This is a genomic window from Microbacterium sp. NPDC076895, from assembly GCF_040687115.1.
Taxonomy (GTDB): Bacteria; Actinomycetota; Actinomycetes; order Actinomycetales; family Microbacteriaceae; genus Microbacterium.
In genome coordinates this window covers 284,339-301,698 of the sequence record NZ_JBFBMQ010000002.1, presented here as the reverse complement: position 1 = coordinate 301,698, position 17,360 = coordinate 284,339, and the positions used below count along the sequence as shown (strand labels likewise).

General features: G+C 65.6%; 16 protein-coding genes. 10 read left to right on the top strand and 6 right to left on the bottom strand.

The genetic code is table 11. The features are described from left to right. Nucleotides 1-100: 100 nt before the first annotated feature. Nucleotides 101-907 (top strand): serine hydrolase, encoded by an 807-nt coding sequence (locus AB0O89_RS03145; RefSeq protein ID WP_363494060.1) that lies wholly within the window; start codon nucleotides 101-103, stop codon nucleotides 905-907. A gap of 19 nt (nucleotides 908-926) precedes the next feature. Here AB0O89_RS03145 and AB0O89_RS03140 read toward each other — a convergent pair whose 3' ends face one another. The 6 genes from AB0O89_RS03140 to AB0O89_RS03115 all read right to left on the bottom strand — a co-directional run bounded on the left by AB0O89_RS03140 (nucleotide 927) and on the right by AB0O89_RS03115 (nucleotide 7,120). Continuing rightward, nucleotides 927-1,523 carry a PadR family transcriptional regulator gene (locus AB0O89_RS03140; RefSeq protein ID WP_363494058.1) on the bottom strand — a complete coding sequence of 199 codons (597 nt, stop codon included), beginning with the start codon at nucleotides 1,521-1,523 and terminating at the stop codon, nucleotides 927-929. Between the two features lie 135 nt (nucleotides 1,524-1,658). Then, nucleotides 1,659-3,071 (bottom strand): aminomethyl transferase family protein, encoded by a 1,413-nt coding sequence (locus tag AB0O89_RS03135; RefSeq protein ID WP_363494056.1) that lies wholly within the window; start codon nucleotides 3,069-3,071, stop codon nucleotides 1,659-1,661. A 33-nt stretch (nucleotides 3,072-3,104) separates the two neighbouring features. Beyond that, nucleotides 3,105-3,977, bottom strand: coding sequence for a formyltetrahydrofolate deformylase (gene purU / locus AB0O89_RS03130; RefSeq protein WP_363494054.1), 873 nt, complete (start codon nucleotides 3,975-3,977; stop codon nucleotides 3,105-3,107). A 19-nt stretch (nucleotides 3,978-3,996) separates the two neighbouring features. Next, on the bottom strand, nucleotides 3,997-4,866 hold the full coding sequence (locus tag AB0O89_RS03125) for a methylenetetrahydrofolate reductase (protein ID WP_363494052.1): 870 nt from the start codon (nucleotides 4,864-4,866) through the stop codon (nucleotides 3,997-3,999). Between the two features lie 143 nt (nucleotides 4,867-5,009). Beyond that, the gene (locus AB0O89_RS03120; RefSeq protein WP_363494050.1) at nucleotides 5,010-5,519 is read right to left on the bottom strand and encodes a MarR family winged helix-turn-helix transcriptional regulator; all 510 of its coding nucleotides are present in this window, start codon (nucleotides 5,517-5,519) and stop codon (nucleotides 5,010-5,012) included. Nucleotides 5,520-5,623: 104 nt separating this feature from the next. Next, nucleotides 5,624-7,120, bottom strand: coding sequence for an aldehyde dehydrogenase family protein (locus AB0O89_RS03115; RefSeq protein ID WP_363494048.1), 1,497 nt, complete (start codon nucleotides 7,118-7,120; stop codon nucleotides 5,624-5,626). A 337-nt stretch (nucleotides 7,121-7,457) separates the two neighbouring features. Here AB0O89_RS03115 and AB0O89_RS03110 point away from each other — a divergent pair, with 337 nt between their 5' ends. From AB0O89_RS03110 to AB0O89_RS03070, 9 genes are all read left to right on the top strand, one after another. Continuing rightward, nucleotides 7,458-8,333 (top strand): transketolase, encoded by an 876-nt coding sequence (locus AB0O89_RS03110; protein ID WP_292707310.1) that lies wholly within the window; start codon nucleotides 7,458-7,460, stop codon nucleotides 8,331-8,333. Further along, nucleotides 8,333-9,295, top strand: coding sequence for a transketolase C-terminal domain-containing protein (locus AB0O89_RS03105; protein ID WP_331791976.1), 963 nt, complete (start codon nucleotides 8,333-8,335; stop codon nucleotides 9,293-9,295). The genes AB0O89_RS03110 and AB0O89_RS03105 overlap by 1 nt, the downstream gene beginning before the upstream one ends. Nucleotides 9,296-9,324: 29 nt before the next feature. Continuing rightward, a complete protein-coding gene (locus AB0O89_RS03100) occupies nucleotides 9,325-10,386 on the top strand; it encodes an alcohol dehydrogenase catalytic domain-containing protein (RefSeq protein ID WP_363494045.1) in 1,062 nt (353 codons plus the stop codon). Continuing rightward, complete coding sequence (locus AB0O89_RS03095) at nucleotides 10,383-11,918, top strand: sugar ABC transporter ATP-binding protein (protein WP_292707318.1); 1,536 nt, start codon at nucleotides 10,383-10,385, stop codon at nucleotides 11,916-11,918. Before AB0O89_RS03100 ends, AB0O89_RS03095 begins: the two co-directional genes overlap by 4 nt. After that, complete coding sequence (locus AB0O89_RS03090; protein ID WP_363494043.1) at nucleotides 11,915-12,910, top strand: ABC transporter permease; 996 nt, start codon at nucleotides 11,915-11,917, stop codon at nucleotides 12,908-12,910. The genes AB0O89_RS03095 and AB0O89_RS03090 overlap by 4 nt, the downstream gene beginning before the upstream one ends. 89 nt (nucleotides 12,911-12,999) lie before the next feature. Further along, nucleotides 13,000-13,986 carry a sugar ABC transporter substrate-binding protein gene (locus AB0O89_RS03085; RefSeq protein ID WP_363494041.1) on the top strand — a complete coding sequence of 329 codons (987 nt, stop codon included), beginning with the start codon at nucleotides 13,000-13,002 and terminating at the stop codon, nucleotides 13,984-13,986. A 106-nt stretch (nucleotides 13,987-14,092) separates the two neighbouring features. Next, nucleotides 14,093-14,863 carry an SDR family NAD(P)-dependent oxidoreductase gene (locus AB0O89_RS03080; protein WP_341578060.1) on the top strand — a complete coding sequence of 257 codons (771 nt, stop codon included), beginning with the start codon at nucleotides 14,093-14,095 and terminating at the stop codon, nucleotides 14,861-14,863. Nucleotides 14,864-14,873: 10 nt separating this feature from the next. Next, the gene (locus AB0O89_RS03075; protein WP_363494039.1) at nucleotides 14,874-15,800 is read left to right on the top strand and encodes a sugar phosphate isomerase/epimerase family protein; all 927 of its coding nucleotides are present in this window, start codon (nucleotides 14,874-14,876) and stop codon (nucleotides 15,798-15,800) included. 51 nt (nucleotides 15,801-15,851) lie between these two features. After that, nucleotides 15,852-17,336, top strand: coding sequence for an aldehyde dehydrogenase family protein (locus tag AB0O89_RS03070; RefSeq protein ID WP_363494037.1), 1,485 nt, complete (start codon nucleotides 15,852-15,854; stop codon nucleotides 17,334-17,336). Nucleotides 17,337-17,360 lie beyond the last annotated feature (24 nt).

Genomic DNA, 17,360 nt, shown 5'->3' with positions numbered 1-17,360 from the left:
CTCGGTGGGCACACCACCCAGCACGTCGCGCGCGGATCACCGCGCCGATTCTCGGCGGACTCGTCATGCGTCTGGGCGCGCACGTTCCTTTGCCGCGACGATGCACGCTCTCGAACAGCTGGCCAGCACGGGTGGCCGTGTCTCGGTGTGCGTCACTGACCTCGATCGCGGGAAGGACCTCGTGCTGGGGGATGCGTTCGTCACGCTGCCTGTCGCCCAGCTCGGGGTGGTGCCTCTGCTGATCCAGGTGTCTGCAGACCTGGAGGCTGGCGATCTCGGCGGGGAGGCATCCGTTGCCCGACCGCCCCTCGCCGGCGGTGGGTCAGCTGGACTGTGGCGTCACTTCGCTGCTGTCGATCTGAAGCCGGTGGATCTTGCGGTGCTCACGGCGGCGGCAGCCGATCCGGTAGCAACCAACGCGCTCATCGATCTCGTCGGGCTGGATCCGGTTCGCGAGCGCATCGAGCAGCTCGGGCTCACGCGGACCGCGCTGCTCGACCGCGTCCGTGAGGATCGCGGGCCGGATGACGCTCCGCACTTCGCCCTGTCGACGACCCGTGATCTGACGACCATGTTCTCGGCGCTCATGAACGGCAGAGCCGTGTCTGCCACGGTCAGCGCGCAGGTGATCGGGTGGCTCGCGCTCAACGCCGATCTCGGACTCGCCGCCGGAGCAACGGGCCTCGACCCGCTCGCCCACGCCGACTCCGGTGGGGAGCTGCTTCTGGTGAACAAGACCGGTCGCGACCGCGGTATCCGTGCCGAGGCAGGCGTTCTCGCCGGGCCCCGCGCAGGCGTCGCCTACGCGATGATCGTGCAGTTCACCGAGGACACTCCGCTCGATCGACTGCGGGTTCAGGATGCGTTCCGCGTCTTCGGCGCGGATCTCATGGAGTCCGTGCACTGAGACAGGTGCCCTGCGGGGTTCAGCTCAGGCGTCCGTCGAGCCTGTCGACCAGGTCAAGGCCGCGCTGGGCCCACGCGATCTCGGCCTTTGCGCGTTCGACAAGACCCTCGTAGGCGAAGTGCTTGTAGGCGACGATGCGCTCGTGTTCCGCGGCCGGGGAGGCTTTCAGGCGACGTTCGAGCATGGGGTTCGGAGGATCGATGTGATCGATCTTGCGGAGTTCGCCGTCCCACTGGGCGAGCTCGCCTTCCCACTGTTCGATGTGTCGCCGAAAGAACTCTCTCGCGGCATCCGGCGACGCCGACTCCAAGTACGCGGCGCGCAGGTGGGCGGGGTCGCGTACGCGCTGATACTCGAGGGGGGAGGCCATCCAGGCGAGGAACGCCTGGTCGCCGGCATCCGTGACGTGGTATATGCGCCGCGTGCCGCGCTCGCCGCGAGCTTGCTCTTCGGCTTCGATGAGGCCGTCGGCTTCCATCTTGCGGAGCTCTGGATAGATCTGCGAGTCCGGCGCGTGCCAGACGTGACCCACGGACTGCGTGAACTGTTTGGCAAGCTCATATCCCGACAGCGGTCCGACCCGCAGCAGCGCCAACAACGCGTAGCGAAGGCTCATCGCTGTGCTCCTTCCCTGCCGAATCCGCTTCCGTGATGCTACCGATATGCCGCGAGACTGCCCCCGCGCCGCGAGACAGCGTGTTGCTTGTGCTGTCTCGCGGGCAGGATGCAGTCTCGCGGGCTTCTGAGGTGATCAGTCGTTCTTGTAGCCGGTGCGCCAGCCGCCCTGGTAGGTCTGGCGGGCAACAGTCGAGTAGGGGACGGGGCTCACGACGACGCGGACCTCGGTCTGCTCGTGCGGCTCGACCGATGCCTTCTTCGAGCCACCGTTCGGCTCGCCCCAGATGACCTTGAGCTCGGTGCCTTCGGGGACGTCGGGCGAGACGGTAGCCAGCGACAGGCCGCGGCGCTCGTTGGACGAGTACCCGGTGAACATCGAGTAGCCGACGACCGTGCCATCGGCATCCACGACGGCGTCGTAGTTGGCCGAGCCGTAGTTCGCGAGCGGCAGGTCGAAGAACTTGTAGTTCGGGCCGTCGACGTTCAGGAGCGAGGTCCAGACCTTGCCGAGGTCCTCGGCGTTCCAGGCGAGGGTGACCTTCTTGCGCTGGGCGGCAGGGTCCATCTTCTCGAGTGCGTCACGACCGATGAAGTCGTGGTCGAACTTCACGAACGAGCCGTAGCCGAGCTCCCAGGGCGTGAGGTAGTAGTCCTCGATGTTCTCGGAAACAAACGATCCCGCAAGCGTACCGGTGGCCTCGTACGAGTTCGCCGGCAGCCAGTCGCGGTAGGCCTGCTCCTCGGCACCGGTGTAGATGGCGGGGAGGGGCGAGGGGATCCAGCCCGACTCGAGGGTGTTCGACGGGTAGGCCCGCGAACCGACGGGAAGCAGTCCGAACTCGGCGCCGGCCTCGACGATCAGGTCGCGGATCTTGTGGTGGTCGGCGTAGGGCCCCCAGATCTCGAGACCGGGAGCGCCCGCCATGCCGTGACGCAGGGTGCGGACGTTCATGCCGCCGATCTTCATCTCCGACATGTTGAAGAAGCCGAGCTTCTCGAGCGGGCCGCCGTTGAGCTTCTCGATGACGGCCCAGGCGTTCGGACCCTGGATCTGGAAGCGGTAGTACTTGCGCGACACAGCGTCGCCGTAGGGGCGCGAGTTCGAGCGACGGTCGACCTCGACATCGAGGTTCGAGTACCCACCGGTCTCACCGTGGAACATGAGCCAGTTCGACGCGGGGGCGCGGCCGACGTACACGTACTCGTCCTCGGCCTCGCGGAACAGGATGCCGTCACCGATGACGTGCCCCGAAGCTGTCGTCGGCACGTACTGCTTGGCCTTGTTGACGGCGAAGTTGGCAACGGAGTTGATCGCGGTGTCCGAGATCAGCTTGATGGCGTCGGACCCCTTGAGGAAGACGTTGTCCATGTGGTGGGACTGGTCGTAGAGCACGGCGGTGTCGCGCCACGCCTTCTGCTCCTTGATCCAGTTGGTGAAGTCGGCCGGCACGACGGGGTAGATGTACGAGCCGATCTGGGAGTTGCGCAGCAACTCGACGGGGGAGCCCGCCGCGTCGATGACCTGCTGCAGATTCTGAGGTGCCACGATGAACCTTTCTTTGGGTGGTGATGGTCGGGGTCAGAAGACGACGGTGTGGTTGCCGTGTCGGATGACGCGGTCCTGTGCGTGCCAGAGCACGGCGCGAGAGAGCACTGCGCGTTCGACGTCGGCGCCGCGGCGCTGCAGGTCGGCGGCGGAGTCTGCGTGAGTGACTCGCACGACGTCCTGCTCGATGATGGGGCCCTCGTCGAGGTCCTTGGTCACGTAGTGACTTGTCGCGCCGATGAGCTTCACGCCGCGTTCCTTCGCCTTGCGGTACGGGCCCGCACCGATGAAGGCGGGAAGGAACGAGTGGTGAATGTTGATGACCGGCACGGCGACGTCGTCGATGAAATTCTCGGAGAGAATCTGCATGTACCGCGCGAGGACGACGAAGTCGACGTTGCCCGCGAGGAGCTTGACGATCTCGGCTTCGGCGGCCGACTTGTCCGGACCCTGCGAGGGAACGTGAAAGAACGGGATGCCGAAGCTTCGGACGTCTTCGGCCATATTGGTGTGGTTGGAGATCACCATCGGGATCGACACCGGGAGTTCGCCGCGACGGTGGCGCCACAGCAGGTCGAGGAGGCAGTGGTCCGAGGTCGACGCCAGCACGGCCATGCGCTTCGGAACCGACTGGTCGGTGAGGCGCCAGGTCATCCCATAGGGCTCGAGAGTCGTGGCGATATCGTTCTCGAGCTCTTCGAATGCCGCCGTCAGGTTCGGTCGGTGGAAGACCACGCGCTGGAAGAACGCGCCCCCTTCGGGATTGTCAGAGTACTGGTCGAGACTCACGATGTTCGCCTTGTGGCGCGTGATCAGACCCGTGACCGCCGCGACCAGGCCGGGCTGATCGGGGCCGTGGACGATGAGGCAGGCGTGATCGCGCAGCGCTTCGTTGTGTACCGTCATGGCGTCAAATCCTCCCGGCTCACTTCGCGATGAAGTCACGGGCCCACGTCGCCGTGGCCTCGAGGCCGCCGAACGTGTACATGTGGAGCTTCACGGCGCCCACCGACGGGTCGGCATCGAACAGGGCGGCGAGATCGGAGACGAATTTGTCGGGTCCCGCGGAGCCCATCAGGTTCGTGAGGGAGAAGCCGTACTTCTTCACGATCATCGCATTGGCGCCGACGCCGAAGCGGGACGCGAAGGAGATGAGGCGCTTGATGCCGGCGGGGCCGGGCGTGCCGAGGCGGATCTGCGTGTCGATGCCCCGGTCGCGCACGCCCTTGATCCACGCCATCACCGGGTCGGTGTCGAAGCTGAACTGCGTCAGGATGACGGCATCCAGCCCGGCCTCCTTCAGCGCGGCGGACTTGTCTTCGAGGTGGCGCCACAGCACGTCGGTAGGAATGTCGGGGTGCCCCTCGGGGTAGCCCGCGATCGACACTTCCTTGACGCCGTACTGCTGAAGCACTCCCGAACGGATCATGGTCAGCGCGTCCGGGTAGGGACCCTCCGGCGTTGCGGGGTCGCCGCCGACAGCGAACACGTGCTCAGTGGCACCGATCTCGGCAAGTGCACTGAGGAACTCCTCGAGCTGCGCCTGGGATGCAATGCGGCGCGCCGAGATGTGGGGGACGGGGACGAAACCGAGTTCCTTCACGGCCTTGGCCGCAGCTACCCGCATCGGCAGGTCTTCGTTGCCGAGGAAGGTCACGTTCACCTTCGTGCCGGCCGGGATGAGCGAGGCAGCCTCGGTGAGACCGACGACGTCCTTCTCTTTTCCGGTGATCTCGAGGGAGTAGCCCTCGACCAGACGTTTGGCCGACTCGGTCGTCGGTGTGGCGTGTGCCATGGCGAGTGGTCCTTTCCGCTGCCAGGAGTGCGTCATTGCAGTATGTGGCGATTTTACCTATGGACATAGGCAATGTCCATAGGGGTGGAAACGAGAAGGGGATACCGACACGTGGTCAGGTATCCCCTTCTCGGAAGGCGTGATCAGCGCGCTTGGTTTGCGGCTGTCTCGTTCTCGAGGATCTGGAGCTCGCGCGCATCGACCAGCATGCGCTGCAGCAACGCGTTGAGGTTCGTGATCTCTTCGTGCGAGAGGTGGGCGAGGATGATGTCCTGACCCCTCATCGAGATCGGCAGCATGTCGTCGTGCATCTGGACGCCCTCGGTCGTCAGATACATCGGCCGTGATCCCCGCGGGCCGTCCAGCAGAACGATCAGACCGCGGCCCACGAGCGTGTTCACGCTTTTGGAGACCACTGCCTTGTTGACGCCGATGAAGTCGGAGACCTCCGTCGCGGAGAACCCGGGGTTCAGCGCCAGGACCGAGATCACGCGCCAGTCGTTGGTTCCGAGGCCGAACCGGCGTCGCAATTCGTTCGATTCGCGCCACACCAGCGCATTCGACAGCAGTGCGAGAAGGCGCGGCGTGAAGTGATCGGGGTCGACGGTGTTCTGAAGTGGTTCCCACTGGATGCGTGGATCGAGCCGGTCCATGTGGTCCTTCGCGCGTCGGGATCTGTTCGGGATGGGAGTGACAGTAGTAGACGATCGGGGCCGGGCGAGGAATCTGCCCGACCCCGATCGAGTGAGGGTACTTCTTAGTGGGCCATCGCGGCGAGAGCGTCGGGGTCGATGGTTGCGATCGAGCGGGTGTCCTGGAAAGCGCGGATGCCTTCGATACCCTGCTCGCGACCGATGCCGGACTGCTTCATGCCGCCGAACGGTGCGCGCAGGTCGAGTCGGGTCGCGCCGTGGTCGTTGACCCAGACGTACCCGCACTCGAGAGCGCCGCCGACGCGCTGCGCAGCATCGGGGCTTCCCGTCCACACCGAACCACACAGGCCCGCCCACGTGTCGTTGGCCAGGCGGATGGCTTCCTCTTCGGTGTCGAAGGGGATGATGGGGATGACGGGGCCGAACTGCTCCATCGTCACCACGCGCAGGTTCGGGTCGGGGTCGACCACAATCGCGGGGCGCATGAAGTTGCCGCCCGCGAGCTCCCCACCGGGGAGTTCACCGAACTCGCGAACATCGGCGCCGGCGTCCTTCGCCTCCTGGATGAGCTCTTCGACGAATGCCTTCTGCGCCGAGGAGTGCAGGGGGCCCATCGTGGTGCCCTCGTCCAGGCCGTAGCCGATGACAGCTTTGTTGAGGCGGTCGGACAGACCGTTCACGACCTCGTCGAGGCGTGAGCGGTGTACGTAGACGCGCTTGGCATTCATGCAGATCTGCCCGGTGGTGTCGTAGATCGCCGCGTACAGGCGGTCCAGGTGGGTGTCGTCGATGATGGCATCCTCGAGGAAGATCGCGGCGTCGTTCCCACCTAGCTCGAGCGTGACGCGGGTGAGGGTCTTGGAGGCCATCTCCATCATCCGCTTGCCGCCACCTACGGACCCGGTGAAGCAGACCTTGGCGATGTCGGTGTTCTGGATCAGGCCCGACATGTTCTCGTCCTTGCCGGTGACGATGTTCAGCACCCCGGGCGGCAGTTTCTCGGCGACGCGCTGCACGAGCTTCGCGGTGGCAAGCGGTGCGGTCAGCGGCGGCTTGACGATCGCGGTGTTGCCGGCCAGCAGTGCGTGGGGGAGAGCTGCGCCGAGGATCGCGATCGGCCAGTTGAACGGCACGATGATCGTGGTCACACCCAGCGGCTGGTACGACACCTTCGTGTCGACCGGGATCGCGCCAGGAACCGCCGGCAGCGTGTGGTCGGTGTCGACCTCGTCAGCGAGCATGAGCGCGAGGTTCCAGCGGATCTCGAATACAAGCGCGTCAACCCAGGCCTCGAATCGGACCTTGCCGTTCTCCTGCGACAGGATCGCTGCGTCCTCGTCGCGGTCATCCGCGATTCCCGCGATCGCTTCGGCCATCAAGCGCGCGCGCTCTTTCGCGCCCAGAGCCGCCCACGCCGGGAAAGCTTCCTTTGCGGCAGCTACCGCGTCCGCGACATCCTGTTGCGAAGCCGCTGCAGCCTCACCGACAACCGTGCCCGGCTTGCCGGGGTCCGCGATCTTCAGCGTCTCGTCGGTGAACCGCTCGGTTCCCCCGATGAACAGTCCGGTCCGTACACCGGCCTGCGTCAACGTGTCAGACATCCTGCACCTCTCTGTGTGTTGTCTTCCCTGATTCGGATGCCGTAGCACCCGCCCCGCGCCGGGCGGCGCGCGAGTCCATTGTGCAGCGTCACTCGACCCCCGGGATCCCTTTCGTGGATTTGGGGCGCGTATGCGACCGTTCATCGCCCCTCCGCGAGGGGCTGCATTCGGTGCCAGTGAGCGCTGATTCGAGTTTAGGTGCATTCCTGTTTACTTGTAAATGAGTTTGGGTTAGCGTCACTCGCATCGCCCCGGTTGAGCCGGTGGCAACGCGAACGAGAGTCGATGATGACCCCCGCGGTCTGTCGCTCTCCTGTCATCGATGAGGAGGCATGTGATGGGTCGAACGTCCCCTGTGACGCAGGAGCGTCGGAGCGTCGAGGAGCTCGAGGATCTCGCTTTCGAGCTTCGACAGAAGCTCCTGAACCTGTGCGGTACGTACGAGGGAGCGGTACACATCGGCGGTGATCTGTCGTCCGCCGACATCTTCACCGCGCTGTTCGAGTACGGACTGAATGTCGACCCCACCAACCTCGCCAACCCCACCCGCGACCGGTTCGTGCTCAGCAAGGGGCACGCGGCAGTGGCCATGTACATCGCCATGGCCATCAAGGGGTTCTTCTCGTACGACGGCATCGTCGACACGTACGGCCAGCTCGACAGCGCCTACGGCATGCATCCGTGCAAGGTGCAGCTGCCCGGTGTCGAAGCATCCACCGGATCGCTCGGTCACGGCCTTCCCCTCGCCGTCGGCATGGCGATGGGCGCGCGTGGGCGCGGTGCCACGCATCGCGTAGTGACGCTGATGGGTGATGGCGAGACCGGCGAAGGATCCGTCTGGGAGGCCGCCCTGGTCGCGAGCTCGAACAAGCTCGGCAACCTTGTCGCCGTCATCGACCGCAACCGCCAGCTCATGACGAGCTTCGATGAGGAGCGCGTCACGCTCGAGCCCTACACCGACAAGTGGGCGGCGTTCGGGTGGAACGTGATCCACGTCGACGGACACGACATGGCGGCCCTCGTGGAGGCGATCGACAGTCTCCCTCCCACTGACAGCGACAAGCCGACCGTCATCGTCGCCGAGACCGTCAAGGGTAAGGGTGTCGACTTCATGGAGCACAACCTCGCCTGGCACGCCGGCTCGCTCGGCGCCGCAGACCTGGAGCGCGCGCTTGCCGCTCTGGAAGCAACCCGCACGAAGGAGAACGTCTGATGCCTGTCACCTTCACCTTCGGTGAGTTCCTCGGGGCCCGATCCGTCATCGGTTCGACCCTTGCCGAGCTCGGGGAGACCCACGAGAACCTGTGGGTCATCACTCCCGACATCGGGGCGACGCTCGTGGAGTTCCGCGACAAGTTCCCCGAGCGGTTTCTCGACGTAGGTCTTGCCGAGCAGGCGAGCGTCGGAATCGCCGCGGGCCTTGCCTACGACGGCAACATCCCGGTGGTCTCGGGCATGCTCCCCTTCCTGAGCATGCGCGCGCTCGAGCAGATCCGCACCGACGTCTGCTACCCCAACCTGCCCGTGAAGATCATCGGCACGCACGGAGGCCTCGTCGGAAACGGCGGCTCGACCCACTACGCCGTCGAAGACCTCGCGCTGATGTGCGCCCTGACCAACATGACGGTCACCTCGATCGGCGACCCGCTGATGGTCGGCGAGATCCTTCGCCAGTCGATGGCGATGCAGGGCCCCCTCTACATCCGTCTTGCCGTAGGCAAGAAGGACAAGGTGCTCTACGAGCCCGGGCAGCACGACATCCGCATCGGCAAGGGAATCGTCGCGCGGCAGGGCACCGACGTGACCCTGTTCACGCATGGCACGACGGTCGCGCAGGCACTGGATGCCGCCGACGAGCTCGAGCGCGAGGGTGCTTCGGTGCGCGTGGTCGACATGTTCACGCTCAAGCCGATCGACGCTGACCTGATCGCGCAGTGCGCCGAAGAGACCGGCGGACGCTTCGTCGTTCTGGAAGACCACCTCGCCTACGGCGGACTCGCCTCGCGCGTCGCCGACGTGGTGGCCGACCGCGGCATCCACCTGACCGCCTTCGAGCGCCTGGGCATTCCGCAGGTCTACGCCGGCTTCGGCGAAGACGAACAGCTGCGCGACAAGCACGGCTACGGCCTTTCGGCGACAGTCTCGGCCCTGCGCCGCGCTCTCGCCGCTCGCTGATCCCACCCCACCGCTCAACGGAGAGACGAATGAAGACCGTAGCTGTCACCCGCATCGGAAGCCTGCGTGACCCCGACGAGAGCGCACGTGGCCGCGTCGAGGTCGTGGACTTCCCCGAGCAGGACCTCGGGCCGGAGGATGTCCGCGTCCGGGTCGCGTACTCGGCGATCTGCGGATCTGACCCCCACCTGGCCGAAGGCTACTTCGGCACCGACGTGCCGATTGGCTTGGGCCACGAACTGTCGGGCGTCGTCGAAGCGCTCGGCGAGCGCGCGCACCGAAATGGGCTGCAGGTCGGCGACAGGGTCGCGGGAAACTTCCTGCGCTTCTGCGGCACCTGCCGCCCCTGTCAGGAAGGTAAGCAGCAGTTCTGCGAGCACATCCAGGAGTACAACCGCCCGGGGATGGCCGAGACGATCACGTGGCACGAGTCGCAGCTCTACAAGCTGCCCGACTCGGTGTCGCTTCTGAAGGGATGCCTGCTTGAGCCGACCTCGGTGGCAGTGCGGATCGCCGACAAGACCCGTGTTCGCGTCGGTGATCGGGTTGCGATCGTCGGTGGCGGCCCGATCGGGCAGCTCACGCTGCAGGTCATGCGGATGTATGGTGCGACATCACTCACGATGATCGAGCCGATCGCCGAGCGACGTGAGATGGCCACCCGTCACGGCGCCGAATTCGTCATCGACCCCGTCGCCGAGGACCAGTTCGCGCGGACCGATGAGATCACCGACGGTCGCGGCTACGACGTCGTCATTGACGCCTCCGGTTCGACCCGCGCCGTGAAGGGGATTCTCGACATCGCTGCCAAGGGAGGCACCGTCGTCTACGGCGCGATGTATCCCGCGCAGTTCGAGATGCCGCTCAACCTCTCGGACTACCTGTACCTGAAGGAGCTCACGCTCACTGGCGTGTTCGTCTCGCCCTACGCTTTCCCGAGGGCGCTGCAGATCCTGCCGCATCTGGACGTGGACGAGCTCACCGCGGCGGTCTTCGATCTGGATGACGCGTCCGAGGCTTTCGCGGTCCACGTCAGCGGTGTGCACCCGAAGGTCGTCATCCGTTGCAACCGCTTCGAGGAGTCAGAATGACCCTGTTGGAAGAGCGCCCCGAGGTGCGCCCGGTCGACGTCCCGGCGCTCGCCGCGCACGATATCGTCAAGCGTTTCGACGGCGTCCACGCGCTCGAGCGGGCGCAGTTTTCGGTTCTTCCGGGCGAGATTCACGCCCTCTTGGGTGAGAACGGTGCCGGAAAGTCGACGCTCATCAAGATCCTGACCGGCGTATACGCGCCGGACGGCGGGACGATCTACCGCAACGGTGAAAAAGTCGATTTCGCCAACGTTCGGGTCGCGAACGCAGCGGGTGTCGTCGCTCTCTACCAGGAGCTGTCGATCATCCCGACGATCAGCGTCGCCGAGAACATCCTGCTCGGCGAGCAGACGCCCAGCCGGGGTGGGATCGTGCAGTGGGGTCAGATGCGCAAGCGCGCGAAGGCGCAGCTTGAGAGCATCAACCAGCGCAAGATTCCCCTGAACGCGCTCGCCGGTGACCTCTCGCCCGTGCAGCAGACGATGGTCGCCTTCGCTCGCGCCCTCGCGACGGACGCAAAGGTCCTCATCCTCGACGAGCCGACGGCCTCGCTCACTGACACCGAGATCGTCGAGCTGTTCTCGGTTCTGCGCGCGCTGCGGGATCGTGGTGTGGCGATCGTGTACGTGTCGCATCGCCTTGAAGAGGTTTTCCAGCTGTGCGATCGGCTCACGATCATGCGTAACGGCACGCACATCGTCACGAAGGATGTCGCCGACTCCCATATCGATGAGGTGATCTCTCTCATGGTCGGGCGCAACGCGAACGAACTCTTCCCCGAGCGGGGGACCGCCACCGACGAGGTCGCCATCGAGGTGCGCCACCTGGACGGGCGCCGGGTGAAGGATGTCTCGTTCGTTGCCCGCAAGGGTGAGGTGCTCGGCATCGGCGGCCTCGCCGGTTCCGGGCGCAGTGAGCTGCTGCGCATCCTCTCGGGTGCCCAGAAGCACGTGGGCGGCGAGATCGTCGTCGGCGACACCGTTCTTCCCTCCTCGCCAGGAGTCGGAAAGGCGCTCGAGGCGGGGATCGCTCTTGTCCCTGAGGAGCGACGCAGCCAGGGTGTCATCCTGGCCGCCTCGATCCAGGACAACATCGCCGTGGCCAACATCCCGACGGTCAGCACCGCCGGAATCGTGTCGGGCGCGAAGATCTCCACGATCACCAAGCGTGGTATCGCGGATCTCAAGATCAAGGCGCGGAGCCCGCGCCAACACGTCGGCGAACTCTCCGGCGGGAACCAGCAGAAGGTGGTTCTCGCGAAGATGCTCGCCCGAAAGCCGAAGGTTCTGCTCATGGACGAGCCGACCCGAGGCATCGATGTCGGCACCAAGGCGGAGATCTACCGGCTCATCCGGCAGCTCGCTGCCGAGGGCACCGCGATCATCGCGGTCAGTTCGGAGCTTCCCGAGCTGATCGGAATGAGCGACCGGATCATCATCCTCCACGAAGGCGAGATCAGCGGCACCGTGCCCGCTGAGGGTGCCGACGACGAACTCCTCCTCTCTTACTGCTACGGGAAGCACCAGTCATGACCTCCACCGACAACCAGAAGTCCCCGACGACCACGTCGATCGTCGTCGGTCACGCCAGCAACGCCGGCAGATGGATGCTGCAGGGCGGCACGATCGTCGCCCTGATCGTGCTCGTGCTGTTCTTCTTCCTGATGCGCCCCGACGTGTTCCTCACGTTCGTGAACGTGAAGAACATCCTGTATCAGGTCTCGATCCTGGCGATCATCGCCGGAGCGCAGACCGTCGTCATGGTCGTCGGCGACTTCGACCTGTCGGTGGGTGCCACCTCGGCGCTGGCCGGCGCGACTGCAGCGGCCGCCATGCTCGGTGGATGGCCCGTTCCGGCGGCAATCGTTCTTGCCCTCATCGTGGGACTCCTGATCGGTCTGCTCAACGGCGTCCTGGTCGCCTACCTCAATCTGTCGGCGTTCATCGCGACGCTTGCCATGATGACCTCCGTCGTCGGTCTCGCGTTCCTCGTGACACAGGGAACAACACTGTTCAACTTCCCCCCGGAGTTCAACGAGCTCGGTCAGGGCAAACTGCTCGAGATCCCGATGCCGGTCTACTTCGCGATCATCATCTCGGTGATCCTGTGGTTCGTCCTGCGCTACACGACCCTTGGTCGTCGGTGGCACGCGATCGGGGGCAGCGTTGAGGTTTCGCGCCTCTCGGGTGTCAACGTACGCCGGGCGCGACTGCTCGCCTTCACCATCGCCGGATTCGTGTCGGCCATCGGCGGCATCCTGCTTGCCGCTCGCCTCGGCAGCGCGAGCGCGGTTCAGGGCGAGGACAACATGATGTTCTCGGTCGCCGCGGTGTTCCTCGGCATGACCATCGTTCGATCGGGCGCCGCGAACCTCGTCGGCACGATGGTCGGAGTCGCGATCATCGGCGTCATGAGCAACGGTCTAAACATCCTCGGCGTCAACGCCTACGTCCAGCAGGTCGTCACCGGGATCATCATCATCGCCGCCGTGACGCTCTCGTCCCTCAAACATCGGGAGCGGTGACCCCACCGATCCCATGACTCCGAGTCCCGACTCGGATCCCCACCCCGGGGAAGCACACAGAGAAAACGCAATACACAAAGGAGTAGATAGTGCGTACTTCAATCAAGGCCTTTGCGGCCGCGACCGCGGTCGCTGCCCTCGCCCTCGCTGGCTGCTCATCAGGCGGCGGCGACAATGGCGGCGGCGACACCGAACCCACCAAGGTCGTAGCGTTCACCTCCGGTAACCAGACCCCGATCGGTGCCTGGTGGGTTAAGGATGTCGAGGCCAAGGCAGCCGAGTACGGCTGGGACCTCACCATGATCCAGGGTGACTTCGACTTCCAGAAGATGAACCCCGCGGTCGAAAGCGCCATCGGACAGGGTACCGACCTCGTCTACAACGGCTACACGGATGTCGCCTCGATCGGCTCAATCGTGACGGCGGCCAAGGATGCTGGCATCCCGATGTTCGCCATCGACGCCGGTGTGGAGCCGACTGACGCCTACGCCCTGAACATCACCACCGACCAGCAGGGCATCGTCGACCAGACCATGGGCGCGATCGCCGAGGCACTCGGTGGAAGCATCGAGGGTAAGAACATCATGGTGATCGGTCACGACCCGCACGCTGGCATCCGGACCCGCGCGGCGCTGGCCGCCGAAGCTGTCGAGGCCGGGGGTGCAACCCTCGCCGGCGGTGAGATCCAGCAGGTCGTCTCGCCTGCGACAGGTCGCACCGAAGCGCTCGCGCTGGTCGCCGACTACCTGTCGGCCAACCCGGGCGGCCTCGACGCCGTCTGGGTCGGTTGGGATGACGCGGCCCTCGGCGCGGTTCAGGCCGTGACCGAAGCCGGCGCGACCGTTGCGGTGACAGGCGTTGACGCCACCAGCGAGGCGATCGCTGCCGTCAAGGCCGGCACGATGCTCGCGACCGTCGAGCAGCCCTGGCCGCTGATCAACGACGCCGTGATCGACGCGATCCTTGCGTGGATCGACAGTGGCACCATGCCAGCGAGCAACTTCGAGGAAGAGGCAACGACCCTCGTCACGAAGGACAACGCCGACGAGATCACGCCCTCCGACAAGCTCGGCTGATCCACTGAAACCCCGGTGGGGGCGGGAACGCTGCGGCCCCGCCCCCACCGGCACCAGATTCTCTCGTGCGGCTGCGCCGCACACCACGACACAGAAAGACATCACCATGCGTTTGGCAGGCAAGGTCGCCCTCATTACCGGTGGCGCCAGCGGAATCGGGCTGGCAACGGTCAAGAAGTTCATCGCCGAAGGCGCCAAGGTCGCCGTCGCCGACATCGATGCGACCCGCGCGCAGGAAGCGGTCGACACGCTCCCGGAGGGCTCGGCAGTCGCGGTGGGAGTCAACGTCTCCGTTTTCGAGGAGGTCGAGGCTGCCGTGCAGAGCACGGTCGATGCCTTTGGCAAGCTCGATGTCATCTTCAACAACGCCGGTATCGCCGGCGGCAAGCCCCTGCTCGACCACGATCCCGCGGTGGATTACCACCCGATGATCCGCGTCGACCAGGACGGCGTCTACTACGGCATCCTCGCGGCGGGACGTCAGTTCAAGAAGCAGGGCACCGGAGGGGTCATCATCTCCACCTCCTCGATCTACGGGGAGCAGGCCGCCGAACTCGCCTTCAGCTACAGCGCCGCGAAGGCCGCTGTCATCTCGTTCACCCGCTCTGCCGCATACGAACTCGCGGAGTACGGCGTCCGCGCCGTCGCGATCACCCCGGGACGCGTGGGTACGCCGATCATCAACCAATTCTCGGATGAGCTGAAGTCGCTCTTTGCCTCCGAGCAGCTGCGCAACAAGATGACCGAGCCGGAGGAAATCGCGAACGTCGTCGCGTTCCTCGCCTCCGACGAAGCCAATGTCATCAACGGCACTGTCGTGCACGTCGACGACGGTTACTCGGCCTTCAAGCAGCGGTTCGACCTGCCGACCTTCTAGAGCGATGGTCATGGATCTCGACATCGCCTGCCACATCAATGTGCTGGTCGACGGGCCCGATTCATCGCTCACCCCCCGAGCCCTGGTGCGGGTAGCGGAAGCCGGATACCGCCGGATCGTGCTGGCGCCGTTCGACCCCGCGGCAACCGACCTTGCGTCGCTGCGTCGCCTCTTCGATGACGCGGGGCTGACCCCGATCCCGATCGCCGGTCAGCTCCCGGGCGCCGACGTATCGTCGGCTGATGCTGACGAACGTCGGGCGGGTGAGGCGGCGCTGTACGCCATGGTCGACGCGACCGCGGCGCTCGGGGGCGATCAGCTCAACGGCGTGCCCTACGGTGTCTTCGGGCATCCGATGGCGCCCATCGACGCGGCGGCACGCGAACGCTCCGCGACATCGGTCGGGAAGGTGGCTGACTACGCTCACGAGCACGGCATCATGATGACCTTCGAAGTAGTCAACCGCTACGAGACGGCGATGGTGAACACCGCAGCGCAGGCGATGGAGTACGCGGAGCTCAGCGGCTCCGAGCACCTCCGGATCCACCTCGACTCGTTTCATATGGCAGTCGAAGAGGCCGATGCCGCCCAGGCGATCCGCACGGCGATGCCCCGGCTCGCGTACCTCGAGCTCGGTCAGTCGGGCCGGGGGTTGCTCTCGACGGGCGCGGTCGACATCCCGAAGCTCGTACAGGGCGCGCTGGATGACGGATACGAGGGCCGCTGGGGAGTCGAAGCGTTCTCGCGCTCGATCCTCCCCGGATTCGTCGCCGACATGCTGGCAATCTGGCGGGAGCCCTTTACAGATGGCGGGGCTTTGGCAGAAGATGCCATGCGAGTCATTCGTGCAGGATGGGCGGCTAGCAGCGTCGGACGCCGGGCTCAGCGCCTGGCTCGCGGTGCGAGCGACACCGGCAGCATCATCCGTCCCGCCTGATCTCACGCCCGGCACGGCGCCGGGTACCGTCACTGGAATCACGGAGGAACCATGACGATCACGCAAGACACCGACGTCCTGATCGACCCGGCTGTGTTCGCCGGCAAGATCTATCTCGACGGCGAATGGGTAGCAGGAGAAGGCGGACAGATCGATTCGGTGGCACCCGCTACCGGTGAGGTTCTTGCTGCCGTGGGCATGGCCGGTCCCGGCGATGTCACGCGCGCCGCGGAGTCGGCAGCTGCGGCGCAGAAAGAGTGGGCAGCGATGCCGCACCCGGCGCGAGCAGCGGTGCTGCGCAGGGCGGGGATGCTCTGGGAACAGTATGCCGATGAGATCGGCGGATGGAATGTTCGCGAGGTCGGTGCGATTCCGCCGCTGGCTGGGTTCGCCCTTCACGTCACCGCTGCCGAATGCTACGAAGCCTCGGCGCTGCCCTCGGCTCCTAAGGGTGCGGTTCTCTCTTCTGAGGAGCCACGCCTCTCGATGACCGAACAGGTGCCGGTCGGCGTCGTGGGTGTGATCTCACCGTTCAACGTGCCGCTGATCCTCGGCATCCGTGCGGTGGCTCCCGCGCTGGCGCTCGGTAACGCCGTGCTGCTCAAGCCAGACCCGCGCACCGTCATCACCGGCGGTGTCTCGTTCGTCCGGATCTTCGAGGAGGCCGGGCTCCCGAAGGGTCTGTTGCAGCTGGTTCCGGGCGGCGCGGATGTCGGCCAGGCGATGATCGAAGACCCCCGTGTCCGGGTGATCGCGTTCACCGGCTCCACGCGTGCCGGCCGCATCGTCGGCGAGCAGGCGGGTCGCAACCTCAAGCGTGCCCACCTCGAGCTCGGCGGGAACTCGGCGTTCATCATCCGGCACGACGCCGATATCGACCAGGCAGTGAACCTCGCCACATGGGGATCGTTCCTGCACCAGGGGCAGATCTGCATGACCGTCGGCCGTCACATCGTGCATGAGGCGGTCTTCGATGAGTATGTCGAGAAGCTCGCCGCGAAGGCCGAGTCGATGCACGTCGGCGATCCGGCCGCGGGGCCGGTGCACCTTGGTCCTCTCATCGACGAGGTCCAGCGCGACCGGGTGCACGCTCTGGTGATGGATGCCGTCGCGAGCGGCGCCGAGCTTCGTGCTGGCGGCACCTACGAGGACCTCTTCTACCGGCCGACAGTGCTCGCGAACACGCCGGCTGACGCGCCCGCGTACTGCGAAGAAGTCTTCGGACCTGTCGCATCGGTGGTGAAGTTCTCGACCGACGAGGAGGCCGTGGCGCTCGCGTCGGCGACCGACTACGGTCTGTCCCTCGGCATCGTGACAAAGGATGCTTTGGCCGGCTGGGACCTCGCGCAGCAGATCCCGACGGGCATCGTGCACATCAACGATCAGACCGTGAACGACGAGGCCAACACGCCGTTCGGTGGCACTGGCGCGTCGGGGACGGGCTCGCGCCACGGCGGTGCTCAGGCCAACATCGATGCCTTCACCGAGACGCGGTGGATCACGATGCGCCGTGAGCCGGGTCAGTACCCGCTCTGACCGGTTCGGCTACGTCCTCGAGCC

Bases quoted from the DNA above. Each gene is read 5' to 3' on its own strand.
- AB0O89_RS03120 (WP_363494050.1), bottom strand. From the start codon at position 5,519: ATGGACCGGCTCGATCCACGCATCCAGTGGGAACCACTTCAGAACACC.
- AB0O89_RS03080 (WP_341578060.1), top strand. From the start codon at position 14,093: ATGCGTTTGGCAGGCAAGGTCGCCCTCATTACCGGTGGCGCCAGCGGA.
- AB0O89_RS03090 (WP_363494043.1), top strand. From the start codon at position 11,915: ATGACCTCCACCGACAACCAGAAGTCCCCGACGACCACGTCGATCGTC.
- AB0O89_RS03145 (WP_363494060.1), top strand. From the start codon at position 101: ATGCACGCTCTCGAACAGCTGGCCAGCACGGGTGGCCGTGTCTCGGTG.
- AB0O89_RS03125 (WP_363494052.1), bottom strand. From the start codon at position 4,866: ATGGCACACGCCACACCGACGACCGAGTCGGCCAAACGTCTGGTCGAG.
- purU (WP_363494054.1), bottom strand. From the start codon at position 3,977: ATGACGGTACACAACGAAGCGCTGCGCGATCACGCCTGCCTCATCGTC.
- AB0O89_RS03110 (WP_292707310.1), top strand. From the start codon at position 7,458: ATGGGTCGAACGTCCCCTGTGACGCAGGAGCGTCGGAGCGTCGAGGAG.
- AB0O89_RS03115 (WP_363494048.1), bottom strand. From the start codon at position 7,120: ATGTCTGACACGTTGACGCAGGCCGGTGTACGGACCGGACTGTTCATC.
- AB0O89_RS03075 (WP_363494039.1), top strand. From the start codon at position 14,874: ATGGATCTCGACATCGCCTGCCACATCAATGTGCTGGTCGACGGGCCC.
- AB0O89_RS03095 (WP_292707318.1), top strand. From the start codon at position 10,383: ATGACCCTGTTGGAAGAGCGCCCCGAGGTGCGCCCGGTCGACGTCCCG.
- AB0O89_RS03140 (WP_363494058.1), bottom strand. From the start codon at position 1,523: ATGAGCCTTCGCTACGCGTTGTTGGCGCTGCTGCGGGTCGGACCGCTG.
- AB0O89_RS03105 (WP_331791976.1), top strand. From the start codon at position 8,333: ATGCCTGTCACCTTCACCTTCGGTGAGTTCCTCGGGGCCCGATCCGTC.
- AB0O89_RS03100 (WP_363494045.1), top strand. From the start codon at position 9,325: ATGAAGACCGTAGCTGTCACCCGCATCGGAAGCCTGCGTGACCCCGAC.
- AB0O89_RS03070 (WP_363494037.1), top strand. From the start codon at position 15,852: ATGACGATCACGCAAGACACCGACGTCCTGATCGACCCGGCTGTGTTC.